Here is a 22,989-nt window from a genome sequence, read left to right as displayed (position 1 = left end):
AAATGACTCTTGACAAGATAAAAACTTTATTAAGCTTTGGGAGATGGCAATGGAACGTACCTTTTTAGCAATTAAGCCAGATGGTGTACAACGGGGATTAGTGGGGGAAATTATCCGTCGCTTTGAAACTAAAGGTTTTACCCTAGTTGGTTTAAAGTTCTTGAAAGTCAGTAAGGAATTGGCTGAACAGCACTATGGTGTTCATCGGCAACGTCCCTTTTTTGCTGGTTTAGTGGAATTTATCACTTCTAGCCCAGTGGTAGCGATGGTATGGGAAGGTGATGGCGTTGTTGCATCTGCTAGAAAGATTATTGGTGCCACGAACCCCTTAACATCTGAGCCAGGAACGATTCGAGGCGATTTTGGCATAAATATTGGTCGCAACTTGATCCACGGTTCTGATGCTCCAGAAACCGCAAAACAGGAAATAGCCCTATGGTTTAAAGATGAAGAATTAGTCAATTGGCAACCACACTCAACCCCTTGGTTGCACGAGTAAGAAATTAGGAATTGGGCATTGGGCATTGGGCATTGGGAATTGGGAATTGGAATATGGGTTAGTCTCATTCTTTCCTTTGTCTTCCTCCCTATGCTCTATGCCCCATGCCCTTCTTACTTAGAAACTTCGCTTTTTTCTGGTTCTAATTCGGGCACTTCTGTGCTAACACGTTTGGGCTTGTAAAATCCCCAACCTAAAATCAGGAAAATGGCAGGAATCATGATCCATTCTGGTGGAACTAAACTATCGTTCACCACTTTCAACAATAAGCGCAAGCCTACTAACGCTACAGTTACATAGCCTGCGTCTTCTAGATTTTCATATTCGTCTAGCCAACGAATGAACAATCCTGCCATGAATCGCAGCGTAATAATCCCAATTGTTGCACCCGTCAGTACTAGCCATTTTTCTTGAGAAACTGCGATCGCAGTTGTCACGCTATCTAAAGAAAATGCCAAATCTGTAAATGCAATCACAGGTATCGCTTGCAACAAGGAATTAAAACGCGGCCCGTGATGCTGATCGTCTTCACTTTCTTGAGAGGTAAAGTGTTGAAATACCAACCACAACAGATAAGCAGCGCCTAATAATTCAAATTGCCAGAATTGTTGCACCCAAGTGGCAGTTAAAATCAGGGTGATTCGCAGCACATAAGCAACGACTAAACCAAAGTTGAGGGCTTTACGCTCTAGTTCCTTGTCTTCCAACCCCCTTGCGATCGCAGCCAAGGCGATGGCATTGTCGGCAGATAACAGCGCCTCTAAAAGCACCAGGATCAGCAAAACTATGGGGGCTTCAACGCTGAAATGAAAGTCGAGGTAATTAAAAATTTGGTCTAGCATTCCGGGTTTCTCAAGCAGAAAAAATTAAAATTTGACAAGAACAGAGGTTTTCATATTAAAAAGCGCAATAAATTGCTACTCTAATTCAGCTTAACGTGGTTGTGGTGCATTTTGAAGAGGGTTGAATGTGTGGGATCGCCGTGCCATTCAGTTTTCTTGGGTATTATTCAATACATTAAAAATATTAGGTTGCCGTCACGAGTGATATCGCCTCACTTTGTTAGGGAGTGTGTAGACACAAGGTGATTTGTTATTAGATATCGCTGGATAGACAGAGCGACAACAGGCGATCGCATTTAGGACTAGTCCTTTTAAGGTGGATAAAAATTGTGGTCAATAAACTCCTCTTTAAGCTCTTTACTCTGTGTTCTCTGCGCCTCTGCGGTTAAAAAAATACTTCTAAACCGCAGAGGCACAGAGAGCGCTGAGAAAAATAAGAGATTTTAGGAGTCACCTTGAAAGGGCTAGTCCTAGCATTATTATGATCTGTGATTGTGAAGGGCTGTTAGATTTCACCAGTTTCGCTGATTTACTGGCTTGGTTAGAAGCGGTTCAGAATTAAATTAGTTGCTGGTTGTTCAGGTTTTAGGTTTTTGTTGTGACAAGCCTACACCTACCCGTTCGCCAAGCGTTACGTCGTTTGCGAAGTGTTTGATGGGCAGCAAGAGCAGGTGTAAGTACTTGATTTATCAAGCATTTGGAGTGTTAGTATCGGTTGATTGTGACTCGATAGGATATACATTTTTGGGTTGCCTAACAAAACCCAAAGTCACTCGTTTCATAATCCAGTACAGCCCAATAAGAATCACAAATGTGATAGCGATAATTACTAATGGCTGTTTACCAAGAATTTCTTCTACTCCTTTAGTTATTACGGCATCGGGTTGAGTAATAAAATCCCAACTATTGAAACGTAAAAATCGTCCCCAATAGACACCAACAGCGCAGAGAAAATGGGTAATCAACTCAACGCGCCAAATCCATTGGCTCTTGCCGATCCGATGTAAGTAATGACCCCAATTAATTAACGATATTACATAAGCTTCAAATCCACCTAGAATTACTAGCAAATACAGAGGAATTAGTACCAATGTAATCATCCACACTGATTGAATTTTGCGGATATCATCTATCAAGTGAATTACATCGGTCAATAAATAAGGTGCATTTGGTAAGAAAGCATAGAAAACTAAGAATCCCAGCCACCAAAGCCAAGAGCCACCACGCCTCATGCGAAATAGCCACACACTCAAAGCTAAAGGTATAAAAGCCAGAAATAAATTCCAAGTCATCCAACTCATATTAATTCGTAATACTTGTATAACTCTGGCTATCAATTCTTCTTTCATAGGTGCTAACTCAGAAGACGTTTGATTGATCTAGATTTACTTTGTAGTGTTAGTGTTAACTTCAGTGATTGACTGATAATTTTTTTACCCCCAACGAAATTTATTTACTCTAAGGACAGAGAAGGCTTTTGTGTCACTTAAAAGGAAATGCACATTGATATATGTCTAAAGTTTAGAGTTTTTATGTCTTTCATGGAGGGAGATGAAATTTATCAATCAGCTTAAATAACTAGTATAGCCAGAAAATGATCGGGGTAAAATCTACCACCGAAATGAAGCCTGAGCAACAAAAACGCTGTAAATAACTTCTAGTAGACTTTTTTAATTACAATGTTGCCCCTGTCTTGACCGAAAAGCGAGACGCAAGCCCCCGGTTTTAGACGTGGGGAGGTTCAATATTATATTAATTTCATTTTGCCTTGCTAGAGTTTCAGAAAGGTATTATGGCCCCTAAGAAACCTCACCCTGGTTTTACTGTGTAAAACCTGTCCCTCTCCTTACTAAGGAGAGGGATGTCCTTTGTTGACAGGGTGAGGTTTTTCTTTTTGTTTGGGTGATTCGATGATTTGTGTGTACACCGTAGTATTAGGACAGGTTTTGCATAGCAAAATCTTTCTTGAGGTATCTCAGGGACTATGAGACTTAACCGGAAATGCTCCGTAGTTTAAAAAAAGGGGGATATAAGAAGCTGTCAAATAACTAACGCAGTAGCACTCGACTACGGGGGCCGATCGCTTGTTTGGGTGAAACTGGTATTGTGCAACTATTGCTAGAATCTTGTGAACAAGTGGCTTGAACAAGGGTTGCAGGGTTAACTACTACTTGATTGACCTCTAAGTTACCGCTACTGAATTCCATTTTAGGTGTAGTAGAGGGTGAGGTTGTAGGTGTTGGGGAAGCGATCGCACTTCCACTATTAACTATCGGTATAACAGTAAATTCATTTCCACTATTAACTATCGGTGTCACAGTGAATTCGCTTCCACTATTAACTATTGGTGTAACAGTGAATTGGCTTCCACCATTAACTATGGCTGCTGGAGTGGGTGTACTACCACCAATCGGTGTGGGAGTTATGACGGTTGCATTTGCAGGTACTTTGATTGTTATTCTCGCTAGGGGAGAGTTAGTCATTTCCAAGGATGTCACCTTTGGCGAACCTGGGAGATCGGACTTGAAATCAAAGACTGTGGGAGTTGCACCACCTAAGCGATCGCTATATCGGACTCCATATCCACTCACTTCAAAGGTTCCCTGATAATGATTCCCAGTCTTTGGATCGGTGACAGTGCCAGTATAGAAGGCTTTTGTGAGATTAAATTCATCTTGAACGACTCCTTGAAATGTCGTTCCTGCCAATTTTCCTTGGTATTTATAAGGTGTCAACTCACCGCCAGAGAGAATCGGCGAATTCAAAATGCCGTTAAAGGAGACAATTGGAATGCCTTTAAAATCAACAAAGTAATGCAAACTACCATCCTTACGTGTTTCTACTTTTACATAGCCTGACTTATACACCGGAACGTAATTAGGATTGTTTTTAGTTCCTAAGTTCCGCGAGTAAGTTCCTGTGCCATCTGTATCAACACGAGTAGTACTTTGATTGAAATTGGGATTAATACTGGGAAGTTGGATAGTGCCCGATAATGTACCAGTGCTTTGAATGGTGATTTGAGCCGAAACGCTTGTGCCACCTAAACCGATGATAACTGCGGCTAAACTGCTGCTAACAACTGCACAACTCAATTTAGTTAATGAATCTAATTTCATGAGAAAATTTGCTCCTTTAATCACATATAAAAAGAATACGCACAATTTTTTCTTGCTTCTATTGGGGAATACAAGCATTTGTATACTGAATTGACTAGTACGAAAATAGCGTATTTTATTACATTTTCATCAGTATAAATTTAAAACCGGAAAGTTGCTCTTAATGCTCCAACAACTAAAGCATCGTTAGCCGAATTGTGATCGGGATTGAAAATAACGAATAAGCCCGGAGTCAAGGCGATATTGTCGCTAAACTGGGCGCGGTAAAAAATTTCTACGTGAATTGATGTGTCACTACGTCCGCCTGCTGTTCCCCCATCAGAAAACTTAGGAAAATTAAAGCCATCGGGTAAAGTACTCGAAGTAATTTTGGGCGGTTGTCCGACGAGAACGCCCCCTAAATTACCAGGACGCAGCAAGTTGGGGAAGGCTGCGAACACCATCCAGTTTGTAGTTTCTACGCTTCCAGGAAGGTTGAATGGTTTGGAAGAAGTAAAGCCACCCCAACCGCCTAATTGCAAGTTAGGGTTAACTCGCCAAGAAACGGTAGCGCCAATGGCTTGGGTATCAAAAGCTGTTGCATCTGCAAAAGGCGAAATTAATTGAGAATCACCGATACCACTTGCTAGTAAACCATCTGGGGAGTGGGAATAAAGATAATGTACGCCGACATCAACATTATTACTGGGTGCTAAACTTAACTGGGTACCAGCAGTAAATCTACCGCCAAATAGTCCGCCCTGTTTGATGTTGCCAGGATAACTGGCAATTTCTGCACTATAAACGCCTTGTAAACTGATGCGTTCGCTAATCTGCCAATCAAAGCCTATACCAGCAGTGCCGTTGCCAATACTTAAAATCGGGTTACGCTGACAGAATAGAGAGATTGCCCCGTCGCTAGAACCTTCTAAAGGGTTAATACCGCGAAAGGTGTTGATGGGGTTGACTCCCGCCGTACCTACGACAATTCCCAAGTTATCGGCGGCTAGAAATCGATAAGATAAGTCACTAATAACTAGATTGTTGTCTGTATTTGACTCGAACCCCAACCGTCCCATATTAGTAGATAGCAACGATGCATTAGAACCTAAGTTACCCGCAGACAACCCTGTTAACAATAAATCTCGCCCTGTAAATGAAGTTGCTAAGGTTAGTTGGGCGCTACTTGTGAAAGTCACATTGGTTTTTCCCTGGCGTTCAGGGACTCCATCTCTAGGAAACAAATCTACATTGGGGCTATTGCTTCCCTGCACGCTAAAAACGGCTTGACCAAATAATCTGGTAGTTGTGGAAAATTGATTGGCTTGTAATTCAGTACTTCGGTGTTCGATAGTCTCAATATGCTGCTGTAATTGCTGCAACTCTGCTTTGAATTCGTCTTGCAACCTTTGCAGCAGGATTAAATCTTGATTATGAACAGTATTAATTTTATGATTAGCGTCGGCGTAGCCCGCCGCAGGCATCGCTTCGTTAATCTTTTCCAAACAAGCATTTAAACCAGCCGCAAATTCATAACGGCTGATGGGATGGTTTCCTGAATAAGTTCCATCAGCATATCCCGCAATGCACCCATAGCGTTCTGCTAGGGATTGGAAAGCATTAAAAGCCCAGTCGGAGGGTTGCACATCTTTAAGTTGCGACACCGAGGTGACTTGAGACATTGCGTTGTCTGAGTCTGGAGATAGAGAGAATTCTTCTGTGTTTTCCTGGTTGTGTGCAACTTCGATTACAGTTTGAGGATCTTTTAATTCGGGTGAGTTAGGAGAATTTATAAATTTAATTTTTTCTCTACCTCTATTAAGTATATTTTCGTACTTATGATCGATCGCTGATGAGATAGTTATATCTGGCTGCACAAATTCCGGCGGTGTAATTTCAGCAGGTGAGATAACTTGAGATAAATTTTCTTGTATTGACTGCTGCACCACTTTATCTGACTTAATTACAGGCTGTTCTGGTAACTGAAGCGCAGAAATTGGCGCTGTTGCTAACACACTCGCCATCAGTAGACTAATATCACTCATAGTATTTTATTTGACTTACACCAATATTTCTCTTGACAAATAAAGTTAGTGTATATCAGGAAGAATTATAAAAAAGGGTGATATAAGCTACTGGTATTTAAGGGGCGATCGCTAAGGGAATTTCAGTAAAAAACATCCTAATATCGTAGGGGCGCACAGCTAGCTGTGCGCCCCTATAAATGCTTAATATCCAATGCCCCAGATAGATTATTCTGGCTGGCTAAGTAAGTGGGTCAACAAGTCATCGAATTACCCAAAACAAAAGAAAAACCTCACCCTATCCTTAATCCCTCTCCTTAATAAGGAGAGGGACAGATTTTGCACAGCAAAATCAGGGTGAGGTTTCTTAGGGGCTAGGGCAAATCGCCTCACCAAAGACTTGTGTGTACAACATAGCCTTAGTAAGGAGAAAGATTGAGGGTGAGGTTTGATCTTATATTTAATTACGCCTACCTACTTACAATACTTATTCATTTGCTGGACTAACGTATCCGACTGCTTGCCAAGCGTTGTAGCTGTTGTCAGTGCTGAGTCAATTTCAGTTCTCGCCTTTTGGATTTTTTCTCTACCAGATGCTGAGGCTTCTGCTGTCTTGGTTACACCAAGTGCCCTACCCGCTTTAGCTATCGATTGACTGAGACTTTGAAAAATTTTCACAAAACCGCTTTGAAATTCTTTCAGTTTGGGATCTCTTAAATTCAGTTCCTTAATCGATTTAGTCACAAATTCTAAATCTTTAGACAGTTGTATGCTTGTGATCACTTGCGTTCCTTTGTTCTTATCAATCAGAGAATTTCCCGCATTCACAACTCGAATCAGTCGCTGACACTGGGAGACTTTGTTTTCAGTGCAACTGCTAACCAACAAAGCAATGCTCAGACTAACAGGAACAATAACAGTATATTTATGTAAAACAGACATTAACACCCCAACAGGAATAAAATCCACACTACAGTATCTAATATTACGAGTAAACAAGGTTTAGGTTTCAGTAATAATTTTAGACTTATGCATTAGCCTTACTAATACTAAAACGTCTTCACATAGTTTTAATAAACTGTATATTTCCTGACTTTGTGGACTTAATGGTACAGTATCTATTACCAGTATAAAAATTATGTTGTAAGGAAACAAGCATTACCATAAGGACAAGCGGTGAAATGTAAAGTTTAGATGAACTTGATAAAAATATTTTGAATTGAGGTGCGGGAATTATTAAACTTTTCATGAACAGCTAACTCTAACAAAACTGTTCATCGAATTTTGACTAACCGACTTCAATTAATAAGGCCAGCAAGTGCTTGGCTTTATTTGCCTGGGTCTTTACACATCCTCGTTCTGTAATGTGAAATTATGAAGATTAACTCATCCCAATCGCTGTTAACAGTCCCAACTGGTCTGCTAAAGATTTCAGAGTTACCCCCTAACCATCTGGGTATAAGTGCTGAATCTATCGATCTTTCTCTAGTAATTCCTACTTATAAAGAGCGTGACAACATCCAAAATGTGGTCAGTATATTGACTCGGTTACTGGATGAATCGATTGCAGGAAAGTATGAATTAATTGTGGTAGACGATGATAGCCCAGACAGAACTTGGGAAATAGCACAATCTTTGACGCAAGAATATCCTCAGCTGCGAGTAATGCGACGGCAGCAGGAACGGGGGCTTTCTTCGGCAGTGATTCGCGGATGGCAAGCAGCTAGGGGAAGTGTGTTGGGAGTGATTGATGGGGATTTACAGCATCCACCAGAAGTACTGATGCAATTGTTGCGTAATATTGAGCAGGGAGCAGATTTAGCGGTAGCCAGCCGTCACGTTGAAGGAGGCGGTGTTAGTAGCTGGAGTGTTGCTAGACGTGTCTTGTCTCGTGGCGCTCAATTGTTAGGCTTGGTAATATTACCAGGAGTACTGGGCAGAGTTTCTGACCCCATGAGTGGTTATTTTATGGTGCGCCGGAGTGCGATCGCCAATGCAACACTCAATCCAGTCGGATATAAAATTCTCTTAGAAGTAATCGGGCGCGGAAAAGTAGATCAAGTTGCCGAAGTTGGGTATGTGTTCTGCGAACGCAAAGAAGGTGAGAGTAAGGTTACATGGAAGCAATATATAGATTACATCCATCATCTAGTGCGGTTGCGGCTTTCCACAGGGCGAGTAGGAAGATTTAGCAGAAAAGTCAATTTCCCCGTTGGTAGATTCGTCCGCTTTGGGCTGGTTGGGCTAAGTGGGGTATTTGTCGATATGACAATTCTTTATTTACTCAGCGATCCCACTACCTTAGCTTGGCCACTGACACGCAGCAAAATTATTGCTGGTGAAATTGCCATTTTAAATAATTTCTTTTGGAATGACGCTTGGACATTTGCTGATGTCAGCGCCAGACAGCAAGAATTGCAGCAACGCCTGAAGCGGTTTTTGAAATTCAACACCATCTGTCTGGCTGGACTGATATTGAATGTACTGATATTAAATTTAGTATTCAATTTCTTGATTCCTAACCGCTACATTGCTAACTTTATTGCGATCGCAATTGCTACAATCTGGAATTTCTGGATTAATTTGAAACTTAGCTGGCGGATTACCGATGTGAAATAGTCACAATGATGGATTTGAGATTTTGATTTTAGACTTTAGAAGGAACTAAAATCTAAAACGTCAAATCTACAACAAATCCATAAGTGTGAGGCCAGGCAATGAGAGTTATTTCCCAAGGTGCATTTTATTTTTACAGAAAAATTATTGCCCATGCTACTCATTTCCTCCAAATGCTAGGTTCAAACTCTGCCTTACAACGCAAGTATTGGCATAATTTGCAGGTTCGCCTACCACCTTTCTGGCTTCACCTTTTTCTAAACTTGATATGGTTAATCATCGCCATCAGCTTGCGCCTAACCAACTTGACTGTAAAGCCTCCTTGGACTGATGAATTTTCCACTTTAGTATTTAGCTTGGGGAATACTTTTTTATCAGTACCCTTAGATCAAGCGATCGCACCTGATATTCTATTACAACCACTACAACCAAACCCAGCAGCTAGTATTGGCGATGTGGTTCATAACTTAATTACACAAGATACTCATCCACCACTGTATTTTGTATTAGCTCACCTGTGGATGAAATTATTTCCAAGCGTTGGCGGATTAGTGTCACTGTTTGGGGCGCGATCGCTACCTGCGATCGTAGGTGCTGCTTCCATACCGTGCATCTACATATTAGGCAGAGTAGCATTTCGTTCTTCATTAGTAGGACATTTGGCTGCTGCGATGATGGCAGTATCACCTTATGCTATCTTTTTATCACAAGAAGCACGCCATTACAGTTTGGGAGCCTTATGGGTAATTGCCTCTCTTACCTGCTTAGTAATTGCTACACGTCATATTCAAAACCGCACACCTTTACCCATTTCGATAGCACTTTTCTGGATAGGAATTAATGCTTTAGGTGTTGCGACTCATTACCTCTTCACCCTTACTATTTGTACAGAAGCTGTAGTTTTGATTTTTCTTGCTTGGCTTCAATTGCAGACTAGCAAAAAATTTTCAATTTTCTTTTCTTCTACCTGGTGGCGTATATACGCCGTTGCTACAGGTACAATTGTTGCGAGTCTAATTTGGCTACCAATCTTTTTAGAGAATAAAAATCGTAGTAATTTAACCGAGTGGATTCGAGGTTCGCGCGTTGGGCTAGATTGGTTAAGCCCCATTTTTCAAGCTTTGGGAACATTGATTGCAATGATTTCGCTGTTACCAGTTGAATCTTCACAGCTATTGGTGGTGATTCCTTCTGGAATAGTAATGTTGACTTTCTTTATTTGGGCAGTACCAATTTTGCTGCGTGGCATCAGGATTCAGCTACAGCATCCAGAAAACCGGATTATGATTCAGGTGTTTATTGGAATTGTAACCAGTGCGATCGCTTTATTCATGATATTTACGTACTTTTTGGGTATTGACTTAACTAGAGGTGCTAGATATAACTTTGTTTACTTTCCTGCGATCGTTATTTTATTAGCGGCAAGCCTCGCAGTTTGTTGGCATTATCCCAAGAAATTGATGGAAGAAAATGGGATAAAAACCATAGGTAAATGGGGAATAAACGGTAAAAAAGCCGTGATGTTAGTTTGGTTAATGGGATTTTTTAGTGCAGTCACAGTAATCTGTAATCTCGGCTATCAAAAATATTATCGCCCTGACGAGTTTGTGCGGCTAATTCAACAAACATCCCCAGTACCAGTACTAATTGCCACCACTCACAAAACTTATGTACACACTGGGGAAATGATGGGAGTAGCTAGGCAATTGAAACTTGCCAAATCACCCCAAAATTCTTTGTTTCTCCTTGCCCATCAAGATCGAGATCCGAATACTTCTACTATTGCTCTAGAAAATACTTTAAAAAAATTACCACGACCTTTAGATTTGTGGTTAGTAAACTTTCACGCCCCTGTAGCAGAAGCCGTCAAAACATGCGTTATGTCTGATAGTCAATCTTTGCCAGGTGTCGACGGCTACGAATATCAACTTTATCACTGCCGATAAGAAGCAGGGGAGATGAGGGAGATGAGGGAGATGAGGGAGATGAGGGGAATTATTTAACAAAGTTCCTTCCTTATCTCTTCCCCATGCCCAATCCCCAATCCCCAATGCCCCATGCCCAATGCCCAATGCCCAATGCCCCATGCCCAATCCCCAATCCCCAATATAGATGCATCTTCTGGAAGTTCCTCAAATATCAATATCCATAGGAGACTAGAGAAAGAAGAAGAAAATTTATCTGACACGTTTTTAAGCAGTTAAGGAGTATTTATGCGTGCAGTACTGATGGCAGGGGGTTCGGGAACGCGGCTTCGCCCGTTAACTTGCGATGTGCCCAAACCGATGGTACCGATCCTAAATCGACCAATTGCCGAACATATAATCAATCTCCTCAAAAGACATCAAATTACAGAAGTTATTGCAACACTACATTATTTACCTGATGTCTTGCGAGATTATTTTCAAGATGGCAGCGATTTTGGTGTTCAGATGACTTATGCTGTCGAAGAAGATCAGCCTTTGGGTACAGCAGGCTGTGTGAAAAACATTGCCGAACTTCTGGATGAAACTTTTTTAGTCATTAGCGGTGATAGCATAACAGATTTTGACCTCACGGCTGCGATCGCATTTCACAAACAAAATAAGTCAAAAGCTACTTTGATTTTGACCAGAGTTCCCAACCCTATTGAGTTTGGGGTGGTGATTACCGATAAGGAAGGACAAATTCGGCGATTTTTAGAAAAACCCTCTAGTAGTGAAATTTTTTCCGATACAGTCAACACTGGTACTTACATTCTCGAACCAGAAGTTTTAGAATATCTGCCAGCAAACATTGAATGCGACTTTTCCAAAGACTTATTCCCCCTACTGTTAGCAAAAGATGAGCCAATGTATGGTTACATTGCTCAAGGTTATTGGTGCGATGTTGGTCACTTAGATGCTTATCGGGAGGCTCAGTATGATGCCTTAGATCGGAAGGTAAATCTCGATTGTGCCTATAAAGAAGTTTCTCCTGAGTTATGGGTAGGTCAAAATACTTACATTGACCAAACGGCTGTGATTGAAACTCCAGCAGTGATTGGTGACAATTGCCGCATCGGTGCAAGAGTCCATATAGAAGCCGGAACTGTTATTGGCGATAATGTCACTATTGGCGCTGATGCAAATCTCAAACGCCCCATAGTGTGGAATGGGGCATTTATTGGCGAAGAAGCGGCTCTTTCTGCCTGTGTGATTTCCCGTGGCGCTCGTGTAGATCGTCGCGCTCAAGTATTAGAAGCTGCTGTTGTCGGTTCCCTTTCTACGGTGGGAGAAGAAGCCCAAATTAGTCCAGGTGTGCGCGTTTGGCCCAGTAAAAAAATTGAATCAGGTGCAGTTTTAAACATTAACTTGATTTGGGGAAACACCGCCCAACGCAATTTATTTGGACAACGAGGTGTCCAAGGATTAGCAAATATCGACATCACCCCAGAATTCGCTGTGAAATTGGGATCTGCTTACGGTTCTACCTTAAAACCTGGTTCTAAAGTAACTGTTTCTCGTGACCAGCGTAATATTTCTCGAATGGTGACGCGATCGCTCATTGCTGGTTTAATGTCAGTAGGTATTGATATTCAAAACCTCGATGCTACAGCTATCCCCATCGCCCGCACGGTTATACCCACAATGTCGGTAGTTGGTGGTATCCATGTGCGAGTCCACCCCGATCGCCCTGATTACATTCTGATAGAATTCATGGATATTAAGGGTATTAATATCTCCAAAGCCCTGGAAAAGAAAATTGAAGGCGCTTACTTTAAAGAGGATATGCGGCGGGCGCTAATTCATGAAATTGGCGATGTGTCTTACCCCAGCCAAGTGATGGATCGCTACTGCACTGCTTTTGAGAAACTTTTGCATGTTCATACACTCCGTAACAGTCGGGCAAAAGTGGTAATTGACTATGTTTATGCCGTATCAGGGGCAGTCTTACCCCAAATGTTGGATAAATTTGGTGCTGATGCAGTCGTATTAAATGCCAGTGTCAATAAAACAGCTATGTCTGTAGCTGATCGCGAAGGATTGCTGACTCAATTAGGTCATGTAGTGGAGGCATTGAAAGCTAACTTTGGTGTGCAAGTATCAGCTAATGGAGAACAGCTAATTTTAGTTGATGAATCTGGCTACCCAATTCGTGGGGAAACTTTAACAGCGCTGATGGTAGACATGATTTTAACGGCTAATCCCAGAGGAACGGTAGTAGTCCCAGTTCATGCTTCTAGCGCTATTGAACAAGTCGCCCGTCGTCATGATGGCAGAGTGATTCGCACCAAAGCCAACCCTACAGCTTTGATGGAAGCTTGTCAGAAAAATCCCAATGTGGTGCTGGGAGGTAGTGGAGAGACTGGTTTTATTTTCCCACAACTGCATCCAGGCTTTGATTCCATGTTCTGCATTGCAAAGATAATTGAAATGTTAACCATACAGGAGCGGAGTCTTGCTGCTGCGCGATCGGAATTGCCCCGTGTAATTCACAAAACTTATACAGTCCGTTGTCCGTGGACAGCCAAGGGTGCTTTAATGCGTTACTTGGTGGAAACTCACCCAGCCCAAAACCTAGAACTCATTGATGGAGTGAAAATTTGTCAACCTTATGATGACAGTTGGCTATTAGTTTTACCAGATGCCAGCGAACCTCTGGTGCATTTGTATGCAAATAGCAACGATCGCGAATGGGTAGATGAAACTGTCAGAAATTACCGCACCCGTGTCCAAAGTTTTGTAGAAAGACAACAAGAATATCAACCAGCCGAAGCTTAATTCGTAATTCGTAATTAATTTTTTTAATCACAAATTATGAGTTATGAATTGTGGTGACTACCCCTACTTATAGCAGTTCTCGGTTCAGTGAGATACACCCGTAGGGGCACAGCACTGCTGTGCCCTTACACTTCGCAATTAATGTTGTACTGCATCTGAATGGGAACCGCTATCAATATTGCGTAGGTTTTGAATATTCGTAGGTTGGGTAACGCATTGCCTCAACCTACACATTTTTATTTTTTAGGAAAAACCTACGCAGTATTGGAACCGCTATAATCAGTCGCAAAAATTCAGATCCCCGACTTCTTTTAGAAGTCGGGGATCTAAACACCGCGAATTTTCGCAAATGTCTAAGCTGAAAATACTTTAATTTGCATCCTCAAAAAAATAAATCTCTTGTGGGGTGGGCATCTTGCCCGCCCTAGCTGTGCAAATAAAATGCACGACAGCTTACTCCTCCCACAATACTTTGAGAGGGATTAAAAATTATCATCGAGGACATTCTGGTAAACTTCTCTTAGCGTAATTGCAATCAAAATAAATTAAAGCTTCTCTAGTAGAGGTGAATGAGCTACTTGTGTGGTAAGCGTCACTGTTTGAACTAGCTTCAGATGACCAAACCTTCAAATAGTAATGATTATTATCATCAGTAGACCATAACTCGTAACGGTAATTACCTCCTGAACCCTGACTATTTAAATAGTCAGCTAGTGCTTGATTTGATGCAGACAACAAGCTAAATACAGTTAAAACAGGAATTGCAGCTACTTTTAGTATTTGGATTAATTTCATAAATGCACATAAAATTTGCTCTCTCTAGCTTCCTTTATCGATGTATTATTTAGAACCCGTAATTACCTGTAATATTGTGTGTATCGTAAGGCACTTACAATAACTTGTCTTCTAGCCTACTCATTGTTCGGCTAGAATGAACCGCCGCCCACCTTTTCGGTTTGTTTTCTGAAATCCTTTACAAAAGTTTACCTCAATTAATTGCTATAAATTATCAATAATTCTGGTAGGATATCTTCAGGCTTCTTGAGATAGATATTCATTAAGTCATAATAAATTTCAGCTATTTCAAAACTTTCTCAGGAGGTAACGCCATGACAAGGATGGCTGCTCAAACACCAGAATCGATTCCCTGGTGGGCAGGTAACGCCCGGTTAACCAACCTCTCAGGGCGACTTTTGGGCGCTCACGTTGCTCATGCAGGGTTAATTGTTCTCTGGGCTGGTGCAACGACTCTTTTTGAACTTGCCCACTTTAACAGAGCGCAACCAATGTACGAACAGGGGTTGATCCTATTGCCTCATTTAGCAACTCTCGGTTGGGGTGTAGGAAGTGGTGGACAAATAGTAGATACCTATCCTTACTTCGTCATTGGAGTATTGCACCTAATTAGCTCCGCATTTCTAGGACTTGGCGGCATATTTCATGCCCTACGTGGGTATGCCATCTTAGAAGACAGATTTTCCTTCTTTGGCTATCGCTGGGAAGATGCTAATAAAATGACTACCATTCTGGGTATTCACCTAGTATTGCTGGGTCTAGGAGCCGGCTTACTGGTTGCCAAAGCTATGTTTTTTGGCGGCTTGTACGATTCTACAGTGGGTCAGGTGCGCGTAATCTCTAACCCTACTTGGAACTCCGCCGTAATTTTTGGCTACTTATTTGGTGGCGGTGGCAAACATTGGATTGCTGGAGTCAACAACCTAGAAGACTTAGTTGGTGGTCACATTTTGGTCAGCATTCTCTGCATTGCAGGCGGTATCTGGCATGTTACTACTCAACCTTTCGCCTGGGCAAAGCAGCTTTTTGTCTGGTCAGGAGAAGCATACCTTTCTTACAGCTTGGGCGCTTTAGCTCTCATGGGTTTGATTGCTGCTTATTTTGTCTCTGTTAACACACTAGCTTACCCACCAGAATTTTATGGCCCACCCCTCAGTATTGGGTTTGACCGTTTTCCCTACTTCCAGAGTGGAAATTTACTATCCTCTCGCGTTTGGCTGGCGAATGCTCATTTCTGGCTAGGTTTCTTCTTTCTTCAAGGGCATCTCTGGCACGCTTTACGCGCTGCTGGATTCGACTTTGCGAAGGGTAGAGTCATTCATTCAACTCGTGGGGAGGCAATCTAAGAATGGCAACTGCAACGATAACGACCCAAGAATCGGGTTGGTGGGCTGGCAATGCCCGGTTTATTAACCTGTCGGGGAGGCTTTTGGGCGCTCATGTTGCCCATGCTGGCTTGATTGTCCTGTGGGCAGGAGCAATGACCCTGTTTGAAATCACCAAATATAACCCTGCACAACCAATGTATGAGCAGGGGTTAATCTTACTGCCTCATCTGGCAACATTAGGATTTGGTGTTGGTGACGGTGGCCAAATTATTGATACTTATCCCTATTTTGTCATTGGTGTTTTACATCTGGTTAGTTCGGCTGTATTGGGTGCTGGTGGCATTTACCATGCCCTTTTAGGCCCGGAACTGTTAAGTGAAAACACATCTTTCCCTGGCTTCTTTGGCTACGACTGGAAAGATGAAGACAAGATGACCACTATCGTTGGTATTCATCTGCTGTTGTTGGGGTTCGGGGCGTGGTTATTGGTGGCAAAGGCGCTGTTTTGGGGTGGCCTTTACGATCCGGCAGTGGCATCTGTACGAGTAATTACTGAACCAACTCTTAACCCTAGTCGCATCTTTGGCTATCTCTTCGGTGCTTTTGGCAAACAGGGGATGGCAGCAGTTAATAACCTAGAAGATGTCATCGGTGGACATATTTGGGTAGGAATACTTTGCATTGCCGGAGGATTTTGGCACATTCTTACCAAACCTTTTGGTTGGACAAAAAAGGTACTGTTTTGGTCTGGAGAGGCTTACCTATCGTATAGTTTGGGCGCTCTGGCTTACATGGGTTTGTTGGCTGCCTATTTTGTGACGGTAAATGATACCGTTTATCCCACAGTTTTCTATGGCCCGTTGGGATTGAGTACCAGTGCATTGGGAGTGATTACGGTTCGTAGTTGGCTAGCAACTAGTCACTTTGCTTTGGCAGTTGTATTTTTAGCTGGTCATATCTGGCACGCTTTGAGAGTTCGTGTCATAGCAACTGGACTTGATTTTCAGCAGGGAGTTGTTAACGCTGCGGGGATGCCGGAAATCGGGAATTTTGATACCCCAGTGAATGCTTCGGATATCACGCTGAAGTTGTTGGCAAATCTTCCTATTTACCGTCAAGGCTTGTCTGCTTTTTCAAGGGGGTTGGAAATCGGTATGGCGCACGGCTACTTCTTGATTGGCCCATTTGTCAAGTTAGGCCCGTTGCGGGATACGGAGTTGGCGAATCAAGCAGGTTTACTGGCCACAATCGGTCTACTGTTGATTTTATCAATTTGTCTGTGGCTGTACGGTAGTGTATCGTTCCAAGGGCGCAAACCTGCTCAAGGTGAGCTACCGGAAAACTTGAAAACAGCTAAGTCTTGGAGTGAGTTCAATGCTGGGTGGACGGTAGGTAGCTGTGGAGGAGCTTTGTTTGCCTTCCTGCTTTTAACCAATAGCAGTTTGTTTTTCTAAGTTGCACGAACTAGACAAATAGGTGTCGTTGCGATCGCCTCACGCGGGTGCTTTGCACCATACCGCACCATCTCTAAAAAAAATTGCAAATCTATATATCAGGTGAAAATATGTCGAAAAAAATTGGTCTGTTCTACGGTACTCAAACTGGCAACACTGAATCTGATGCTGAAAAAATTCGGGATGAGTTTGGTGGTGATGTTGTAACATTACATCCCATTTATGAGGCGGATACTAGCACTTTTGATGAATATGAATTGCTGATTATTGGCTCTCCAACTTGGGATATAGGTCAACTTCAGAGCGATTGGGAAAGCTTTTTACCCGATCTGGATCAAATAGATTTTAAAGGTAAGTTGGTTGCCTATTTTGGTGATGGAGATCAATATGGCTATGCCGATAACTTCCAGGATGCAATGGGAATTCTAGAAGAAAAAATTTCTGGGCGCGGCGGTAAAACTGTTGGTTACTGGCCAAAAGATGGGTATGACTTTAACGAATCTAGAGCTTTGAAAAATGGCAAGTTTGTCGGATTGGCACTTGATTCAGGTAGCCAATCTGATTTAACAGACGAGCGAATTAAAACTTGGGTGACTCAGTTGAAGACAGAATTTGGTTTGTAGAAGCCTTTGTGAATAGAATTTGCGTCTACACAAACAAAGCCTAGTTAAGAAAAAATCAAGGTTTTTTAACCCGTGTAGACGCGTTCGCCCTTTTAGCTGAAATTGATAATTTAGAAGTTATAGGTATTTATGTCTGATTTATTTGATGTTTTGTGGTTAAATGCTAGTCCTGTTTTGAAGCGTTTTGATGAACCATTACTCGATTACTTATCTGGGTATATGAGAATCGCCCAGTGGGAATACCAGCAAACCAAAGATGAAGGCAGTTCCATAGATCAAGCTGTGGAGTTGCTGTATGAGTTTTTAGAATACCGCGATCGCCCCGTGCATTTTGCAGGACATGGAATGAGTGGTGCGATCGCCTTAACCTTTGCACGACGATTTCCCCAAAAAGTGCGATCGCTCACTATGCTGGCTGTAGCTGCTCAACCTGCAAACAATTGGCAAGCTCACTATTACTTTCAGCGACAACTTTTTAATATTAGCCGTGAGCTAGTTTTAGCAAGCAACGTTCGCAGTCTATTTGGAAATCAACCACCTCATACCACTAAGAAGTTAGTCGCTGCTTTAGATAAAGATTTAGAACAATCTCCCTCGCCACACTCTTTATTTAAGTTAGTTTATTTGCCCAAGGGTGGAGTTTCTATGCCAATGATGGTATGTGGTAGCAATAGCGATCCGGTAGTCAACCCAACTGCATTGCATGACTGGTTTAATTGGCTTAAGCCAGAAGATAAACTCTGGGAATGCCCAGAAGGGTATCATTTTTTTCACTACTTCTACCCTCAACAGGTTGGCGAAGAGATTTTGAGTTTTTGGCAATGTCACCATCCACATTTACTGGAAGCATCTCCACTATCTCTTAGCACTTCTACAAATTATTCATGAAGGCAGAAAGCAGATTAAATCAGTAATGAGTAATGAGTAATGAGTAAATACCCATTACTTATTACTCATTACTTCAAAATTAAAGACGGTTGGAGTCGGGGATTTAAACCCTTGATTTGGTGATAACCCATGCTTAAAAACTAATATTTGCTTGCAGCCAAGAGTTGTTAGAGCGGTGATAGTTACTATCATCGCTCCGCTTGCGTTGCCTATTTTCCTTCCATTCTTGATTATTACAATTTGTAAAGAGATAACCTAAATAGGAATTACTTTCAATAGACTAAATTTGTAATCTCAATAATTGGTAGTTAGCTGTCAATAAGCAGAGTATGTGGCAAGAAGTCATATCTGACGAAGATCGATAACGCCTGCGGTGAATTGGAAGAACCTCTCTTCGTTCAGATAAAAGCTTCGGGTCTACTTTAATAGTCCTCACGCGACATTTCACTGCTGAGACAAGAACCAATTAATTGAATATTATTAGCAATAATTGCTAATTGTGCTTAACAATGCAGACATACGGCAATCCCAACCTCAAATTTGATTGGTGGACTGGTAACGCCCGCTTCGCCAATCTCTCTGGCTTATTTATCGGCGCTCATGTGGCACAAGCAGCGCTGACGACGCTCTGGGCTGGGGCGTTTACATGGTTTGAAATCTCTCGCTACAATCCCCAAGTACCTATGGGCGAACAGGGGTTGATTTTACTTCCCCATTTAGCCACCTTGGGTTTTGGTGTAGGTGCAGGTGGTCAGGTAGTTGATACTTACCCCTATTTTGTAATCGGCGCTTTACACCTAATCTCCTCTGCTGTGCTTGGTGCAGGGGCACTTTTCCACACCTTCAAAGCTCCAAAAAACTTAAAAGATGCCACAGGTAACGCTCGGAAATTTCACTTTGCATGGGACGACCCTAAAAAACTTGGGTTTATCTTAGGACATCACCTGATTTTCTTGGGAGTAGCGGCTTTACTCCTAGTAGGAAAAGCCATGTTCTGGGGAGGGCTGTATGACTCGACAATTCACGATGTTCGAGTTGTCACCGACCCCACCCTCAATCCCTTAGTGATTTATGGCTATCAAACCCACTTTGCTACTGTTAACAACTTAGAAGATTTAGTCGGCGGTCATATTTATGTAGGCTTGTTACTCATTGGCGGCGGTATTTGGCACATTCTCATAGAGCCTTTACCTTGGGCGAAAAAGCTTTTAATCTTCTCCGGTGAAGCCATCCTTTCCTACTCTTTAGGCGGTATTGCCTTAGCAGGATTTGTTGCAGCTTACTTCTGTGCGGTGAATACCTTAGCTTATCCCGTGGAGTTTTATGGCTCTACCTTGGAAGTAAAACTCGGAGTCAGCCCTTATTTTGCTGACAGCATTAAGTTAGCTAACGGTGGTTACACTTCTAGAGCATGGTTAGCAAATGCTCATTTCTTCTTAGCGTTTTTCTTCTTGCAAGGTCATCTGTGGCACGCCCTGCGAGCAATTGGCGTTGACTTTAGGCAAATTGAAAAGGCATTAAATGCCATTGGTAGCGAATCATAATAAGTGCTGAGTTAGGAGTTAGGAGTTAAGAGTTAGAAATTCCTCCCCCACTCCCTACTCCCTACTCCCCACTCCCCACTTTTAAAGGTATTTAACTATGACAATTACAACTGACAGAACCTTAGCAGCAGACACAAATTTATCGTGGTTAGTAGGTAATGCCCGTTTAACTGATTTATCTGGTCAATTATTAGGCGCTCATATTGCTCATGCAGGCTTAATTATGTTTTGGGTAGGAGCAATAACAATATCTGAAGTTACACGTTTTGTTCCTAACTTACCAATGTATGAACAGGGATTAACTTTGTTACCACACTTAGCAACTTTGGGCTGGGGTGTAGGTGCTGGAGGTGAAGTAGTCGATACCTATCCCTATTTTGTAATTGGCATTTTGCACTTAGTTGCATCTGCTGTGTTAGGCGCAGGCGGACTTTTTCATGTTTTTCGCGCTCCGGCAATTTTATATAATGTCGGTGGACAAGTAGCGAAATTTCACTATGAATGGAATGACCCCAAGCAATTGGGTTTAATTTTAGGTCATCACCTAATAATTCTAGGTTTAGGAGCCTTTTTGCTAGTGCTAAAGGCGATGATTTTTGGCGGAATTTATGATACTAATTTGGGAGATGTCCGTCTAATTAGCAATCCTAATTTAAACCCGTCAACAATTTTTGGCTACTTAGTTGGTCTGAAAAATGGTAGCTGGACTCCTTTAGGGATGGCAAGTGTTGACAACTTAGAAGATGTCATTGGCGGACATATTTGGATTGGCTTCATTTTAATTGCTGGTGGTGCATGGCATATTCTTGTACAACCTTTTAGCTGGTTAAGACGAATTTTACCAATTGAGAATGGTGAAGAAATTCTTTCTTATAGCTTGCTGGGTTTAGCTTTGATGGCTTGGATTTCTGCCGCATTTGTGGGATATAACACGACAGTTTTTCCAAGAGAATTTTACGGTTCTGAACGTTTAGGATTAGCAGATATTCAGTTTTTCCTTGGTGTAGTGGCCTTCTTAGGTTATGTTTGGCACTATTGGCGATCGCATCAAGCTAATAGTTAATTAAGTTTCGCTCAACACTAGCTAAATAAAGTTCGATGCCTGCGGTTAACAGCAGTCGATTGCAGGCATTTTTTTGGAATTTTGATGAGGATAAATAATGCTAACTATGATTTTGTGCGCCTTCTGTGGCTGGACAATAATGCTTTTATTTATTGGTAGTGTCTGGTTAACTTTGAAAAAAGGGATAATTCATTTAAAGACGCTGCATGAAATTCCTTGCTCTGGTTGTGAATATTTCACTAACGACTACCGCCTCAAATGTACTGTACATCCAAAAAAAGCTTGTTCTGAGGAAGCGATCGCTTGTATTGATTTTGAGCCGAAAACTTCTGCCTGTAATGCTTGCCAGAAGGGACGACGAAAGCTTTGTTAAATTTATTTGATTCATCGTTCAGTGAGATACAAGAGTGCGATCGCTTTCAGAAATCTCCCCAAACAAAGCGATCACTTGACTTTTAAAACAGTCGCTACAATTATCCTTAAGTGAAGATTAGCAATCAGTTAGCCTGGAAGGTGGTAAAAGTTCAATAATAAAAAAGATTGACACAGCCATTTTTAGTTTCTCAATCCCATAACTTTACTCTCATTCTACAAAAATTATGCAAAATCTCACTAGAATTACTCGTAATCCTGAAGTGATGGGCGGCAAACCCTGTATTCGAGGAATGCGTGTCACTGTTGGTACTATCATCGGTTTAATGGCATCTAGACACAGTAATAGCGACATTATCAAAGCATATCCCTACCTCGAAGAAGCCGACATCTATGAGGCACTTGCCTACGCTGCATGGCGGGCTGAAGAGATTGAAGTCCCTCTTATAAGTGCATGAAAATTTTGATTAAAAGATTTATAACTATGACAATGATAGAAAAGGAATAATATAGAATTATAACGATAGTCTATTATCTTGAGGCGCAATTTTAATAATTAGTTGAAGCATCATATCTGCTGCATTAAGAACTTGTTTTTGACGTTGATTTGGCAAATATTCATATTTTTCTGAAGTTTGCAATACATTTGTACTGGTTTGGTTTAAAAGCTGTTCATACTGTCCTGAAGTAAATAAATATACTTCTTTTTCAATAAGCTTAATTTGATTCCTTTTTTTGCTGCGTATTAGTAAAAGAGCCAAGTATTTTTTAGCTTCAATTAAAGATAGCTCTATATTATCCATATTACTTTCAGTAGCGCCCGAAAGAGTTGATACTGTTGCAAGACTCTTAATACAACCAACATATATGTCTTGAAGCTCGCTTCTTTTTTCTCTATTGTTTTGAAACCAGTTAGAAATAACAGTAGTGATTAAATTAGTAGTTACACTAGTTACAGCAGTAATACTAGCGATATATACACCAATTAATGTTGGATTATCTAGTTGCATATAAATAAAGAAAGATCCCAAGTATTATACCTAAGTTATATTTCACTGGTAAAAAGCAAAAGTATAGAAAAATACAGGAAGTCTTAAATAT

General features: G+C 41.5%; 20 protein-coding genes. 13 read left to right on the top strand and 7 right to left on the bottom strand.

What is annotated here, in order from left to right; translation table 11 throughout:
- Positions 1 to 49 precede the first annotated feature (49 nt).
- The gene (gene ndk, locus V7K98_RS13850) at positions 50 to 499 is read left to right on the top strand and encodes a nucleoside-diphosphate kinase (RefSeq protein ID WP_335022665.1); all 450 of its coding nucleotides are present in this window, start codon (positions 50 to 52) and stop codon (positions 497 to 499) included.
- A gap of 113 nt (positions 500 to 612) precedes the next feature.
- Here ndk and V7K98_RS13845 read toward each other — a convergent pair whose 3' ends face one another.
- From V7K98_RS13845 to V7K98_RS13825, 5 genes are all read right to left on the bottom strand, one after another.
- Positions 613 to 1,341: a TerC family protein gene (locus tag V7K98_RS13845; protein ID WP_335022663.1), complete on the bottom strand. Its 729-nt coding sequence runs from the start codon at positions 1,339 to 1,341 to the stop codon at positions 613 to 615.
- A 689-nt stretch (positions 1,342 to 2,030) separates the two neighbouring features.
- Positions 2,031 to 2,690, bottom strand: a complete 660-nt coding sequence (locus V7K98_RS13840; RefSeq protein WP_335022661.1) for a DUF1361 domain-containing protein — start codon at positions 2,688 to 2,690, stop codon at positions 2,031 to 2,033.
- Between the two features lie 699 nt (positions 2,691 to 3,389).
- Positions 3,390 to 4,460 carry a hypothetical protein gene (locus tag V7K98_RS13835; protein WP_335022659.1) on the bottom strand — a complete coding sequence of 357 codons (1,071 nt, stop codon included), beginning with the start codon at positions 4,458 to 4,460 and terminating at the stop codon, positions 3,390 to 3,392.
- Between the two features lie 140 nt (positions 4,461 to 4,600).
- Positions 4,601 to 6,484 (bottom strand): iron uptake porin, encoded by a 1,884-nt coding sequence (locus V7K98_RS13830; RefSeq protein WP_335022657.1) that lies wholly within the window; start codon positions 6,482 to 6,484, stop codon positions 4,601 to 4,603.
- A 453-nt stretch (positions 6,485 to 6,937) separates the two neighbouring features.
- Positions 6,938 to 7,405 (bottom strand): hypothetical protein, encoded by a 468-nt coding sequence (locus V7K98_RS13825; protein ID WP_335022655.1) that lies wholly within the window; start codon positions 7,403 to 7,405, stop codon positions 6,938 to 6,940.
- A gap of 432 nt (positions 7,406 to 7,837) precedes the next feature.
- On the opposite strand from V7K98_RS13825, the gene V7K98_RS13820 reads away from it, so the two are divergent.
- From V7K98_RS13820 to V7K98_RS13805, 4 genes are all read left to right on the top strand, one after another.
- The gene (locus V7K98_RS13820) at positions 7,838 to 9,082 is read left to right on the top strand and encodes a glycosyltransferase (protein ID WP_335022653.1); all 1,245 of its coding nucleotides are present in this window, start codon (positions 7,838 to 7,840) and stop codon (positions 9,080 to 9,082) included.
- Between the two features lie 98 nt (positions 9,083 to 9,180).
- Positions 9,181 to 11,025: a glycosyltransferase family 39 protein gene (locus V7K98_RS13815; RefSeq protein ID WP_335022651.1), complete on the top strand. Its 1,845-nt coding sequence runs from the start codon at positions 9,181 to 9,183 to the stop codon at positions 11,023 to 11,025.
- Between the two features lie 83 nt (positions 11,026 to 11,108).
- The gene (locus tag V7K98_RS13810; RefSeq protein ID WP_335022649.1) at positions 11,109 to 11,231 is read left to right on the top strand and encodes a hypothetical protein; all 123 of its coding nucleotides are present in this window, start codon (positions 11,109 to 11,111) and stop codon (positions 11,229 to 11,231) included.
- A gap of 61 nt (positions 11,232 to 11,292) precedes the next feature.
- On the top strand, positions 11,293 to 13,821 hold the full coding sequence (locus tag V7K98_RS13805; RefSeq protein ID WP_335022647.1) for a mannose-1-phosphate guanyltransferase: 2,529 nt from the start codon (positions 11,293 to 11,295) through the stop codon (positions 13,819 to 13,821).
- Between the two features lie 492 nt (positions 13,822 to 14,313).
- Here the strand turns inward: V7K98_RS13805 and V7K98_RS13800 are convergent, their stop codons facing one another.
- A complete protein-coding gene (locus V7K98_RS13800) occupies positions 14,314 to 14,616 on the bottom strand; it encodes a hypothetical protein (protein WP_335022645.1) in 303 nt (100 codons plus the stop codon).
- A 323-nt stretch (positions 14,617 to 14,939) separates the two neighbouring features.
- On the opposite strand from V7K98_RS13800, the gene V7K98_RS13795 reads away from it, so the two are divergent.
- The 8 genes from V7K98_RS13795 (at position 14,940) to V7K98_RS13760 (ending at position 22,346) form a co-directional block, all read left to right on the top strand.
- The gene (locus V7K98_RS13795; protein ID WP_335022834.1) at positions 14,940 to 15,962 is read left to right on the top strand and encodes a chlorophyll a/b binding light-harvesting protein; all 1,023 of its coding nucleotides are present in this window, start codon (positions 14,940 to 14,942) and stop codon (positions 15,960 to 15,962) included.
- Between the two features lie 2 nt (positions 15,963 to 15,964).
- A complete protein-coding gene (locus V7K98_RS13790) occupies positions 15,965 to 17,398 on the top strand; it encodes a chlorophyll a/b binding light-harvesting protein (protein ID WP_335022643.1) in 1,434 nt (477 codons plus the stop codon).
- Between the two features lie 110 nt (positions 17,399 to 17,508).
- Positions 17,509 to 18,021, top strand: a complete 513-nt coding sequence (fldA, locus tag V7K98_RS13785; RefSeq protein ID WP_335022641.1) for a flavodoxin FldA — start codon at positions 17,509 to 17,511, stop codon at positions 18,019 to 18,021.
- Between the two features lie 129 nt (positions 18,022 to 18,150).
- A complete protein-coding gene (locus V7K98_RS13780; RefSeq protein WP_335022639.1) occupies positions 18,151 to 18,909 on the top strand; it encodes an alpha/beta fold hydrolase in 759 nt (252 codons plus the stop codon).
- Between the two features lie 509 nt (positions 18,910 to 19,418).
- Positions 19,419 to 20,453, top strand: a complete 1,035-nt coding sequence (locus V7K98_RS13775; protein WP_335022637.1) for a chlorophyll a/b binding light-harvesting protein — start codon at positions 19,419 to 19,421, stop codon at positions 20,451 to 20,453.
- 97 nt (positions 20,454 to 20,550) lie between these two features.
- A complete protein-coding gene (locus V7K98_RS13770; RefSeq protein ID WP_335022635.1) occupies positions 20,551 to 21,516 on the top strand; it encodes a chlorophyll a/b binding light-harvesting protein in 966 nt (321 codons plus the stop codon).
- A gap of 97 nt (positions 21,517 to 21,613) precedes the next feature.
- Entirely contained in the window at positions 21,614 to 21,889 is a 276-nt protein-coding gene (locus V7K98_RS13765) for a hypothetical protein (protein ID WP_335022633.1), read from the top strand.
- A gap of 226 nt (positions 21,890 to 22,115) precedes the next feature.
- Entirely contained in the window at positions 22,116 to 22,346 is a 231-nt protein-coding gene (locus tag V7K98_RS13760) for a DUF433 domain-containing protein (RefSeq protein ID WP_335022631.1), read from the top strand.
- 57 nt (positions 22,347 to 22,403) lie between these two features.
- Here the strand turns inward: V7K98_RS13760 and V7K98_RS13755 are convergent, their stop codons facing one another.
- On the bottom strand, positions 22,404 to 22,898 hold the full coding sequence (locus V7K98_RS13755; protein ID WP_335022629.1) for a hypothetical protein: 495 nt from the start codon (positions 22,896 to 22,898) through the stop codon (positions 22,404 to 22,406).
- Positions 22,899 to 22,989: the final 91 nt, after the last annotated feature.

Source organism: Nostoc sp. (genome assembly GCF_036917435.1).
GTDB lineage: Bacteria > Cyanobacteriota > Cyanobacteriia > Cyanobacteriales > Nostocaceae > Nostoc.
This window is presented reverse-complemented; position numbering and strand designations above follow the sequence as displayed.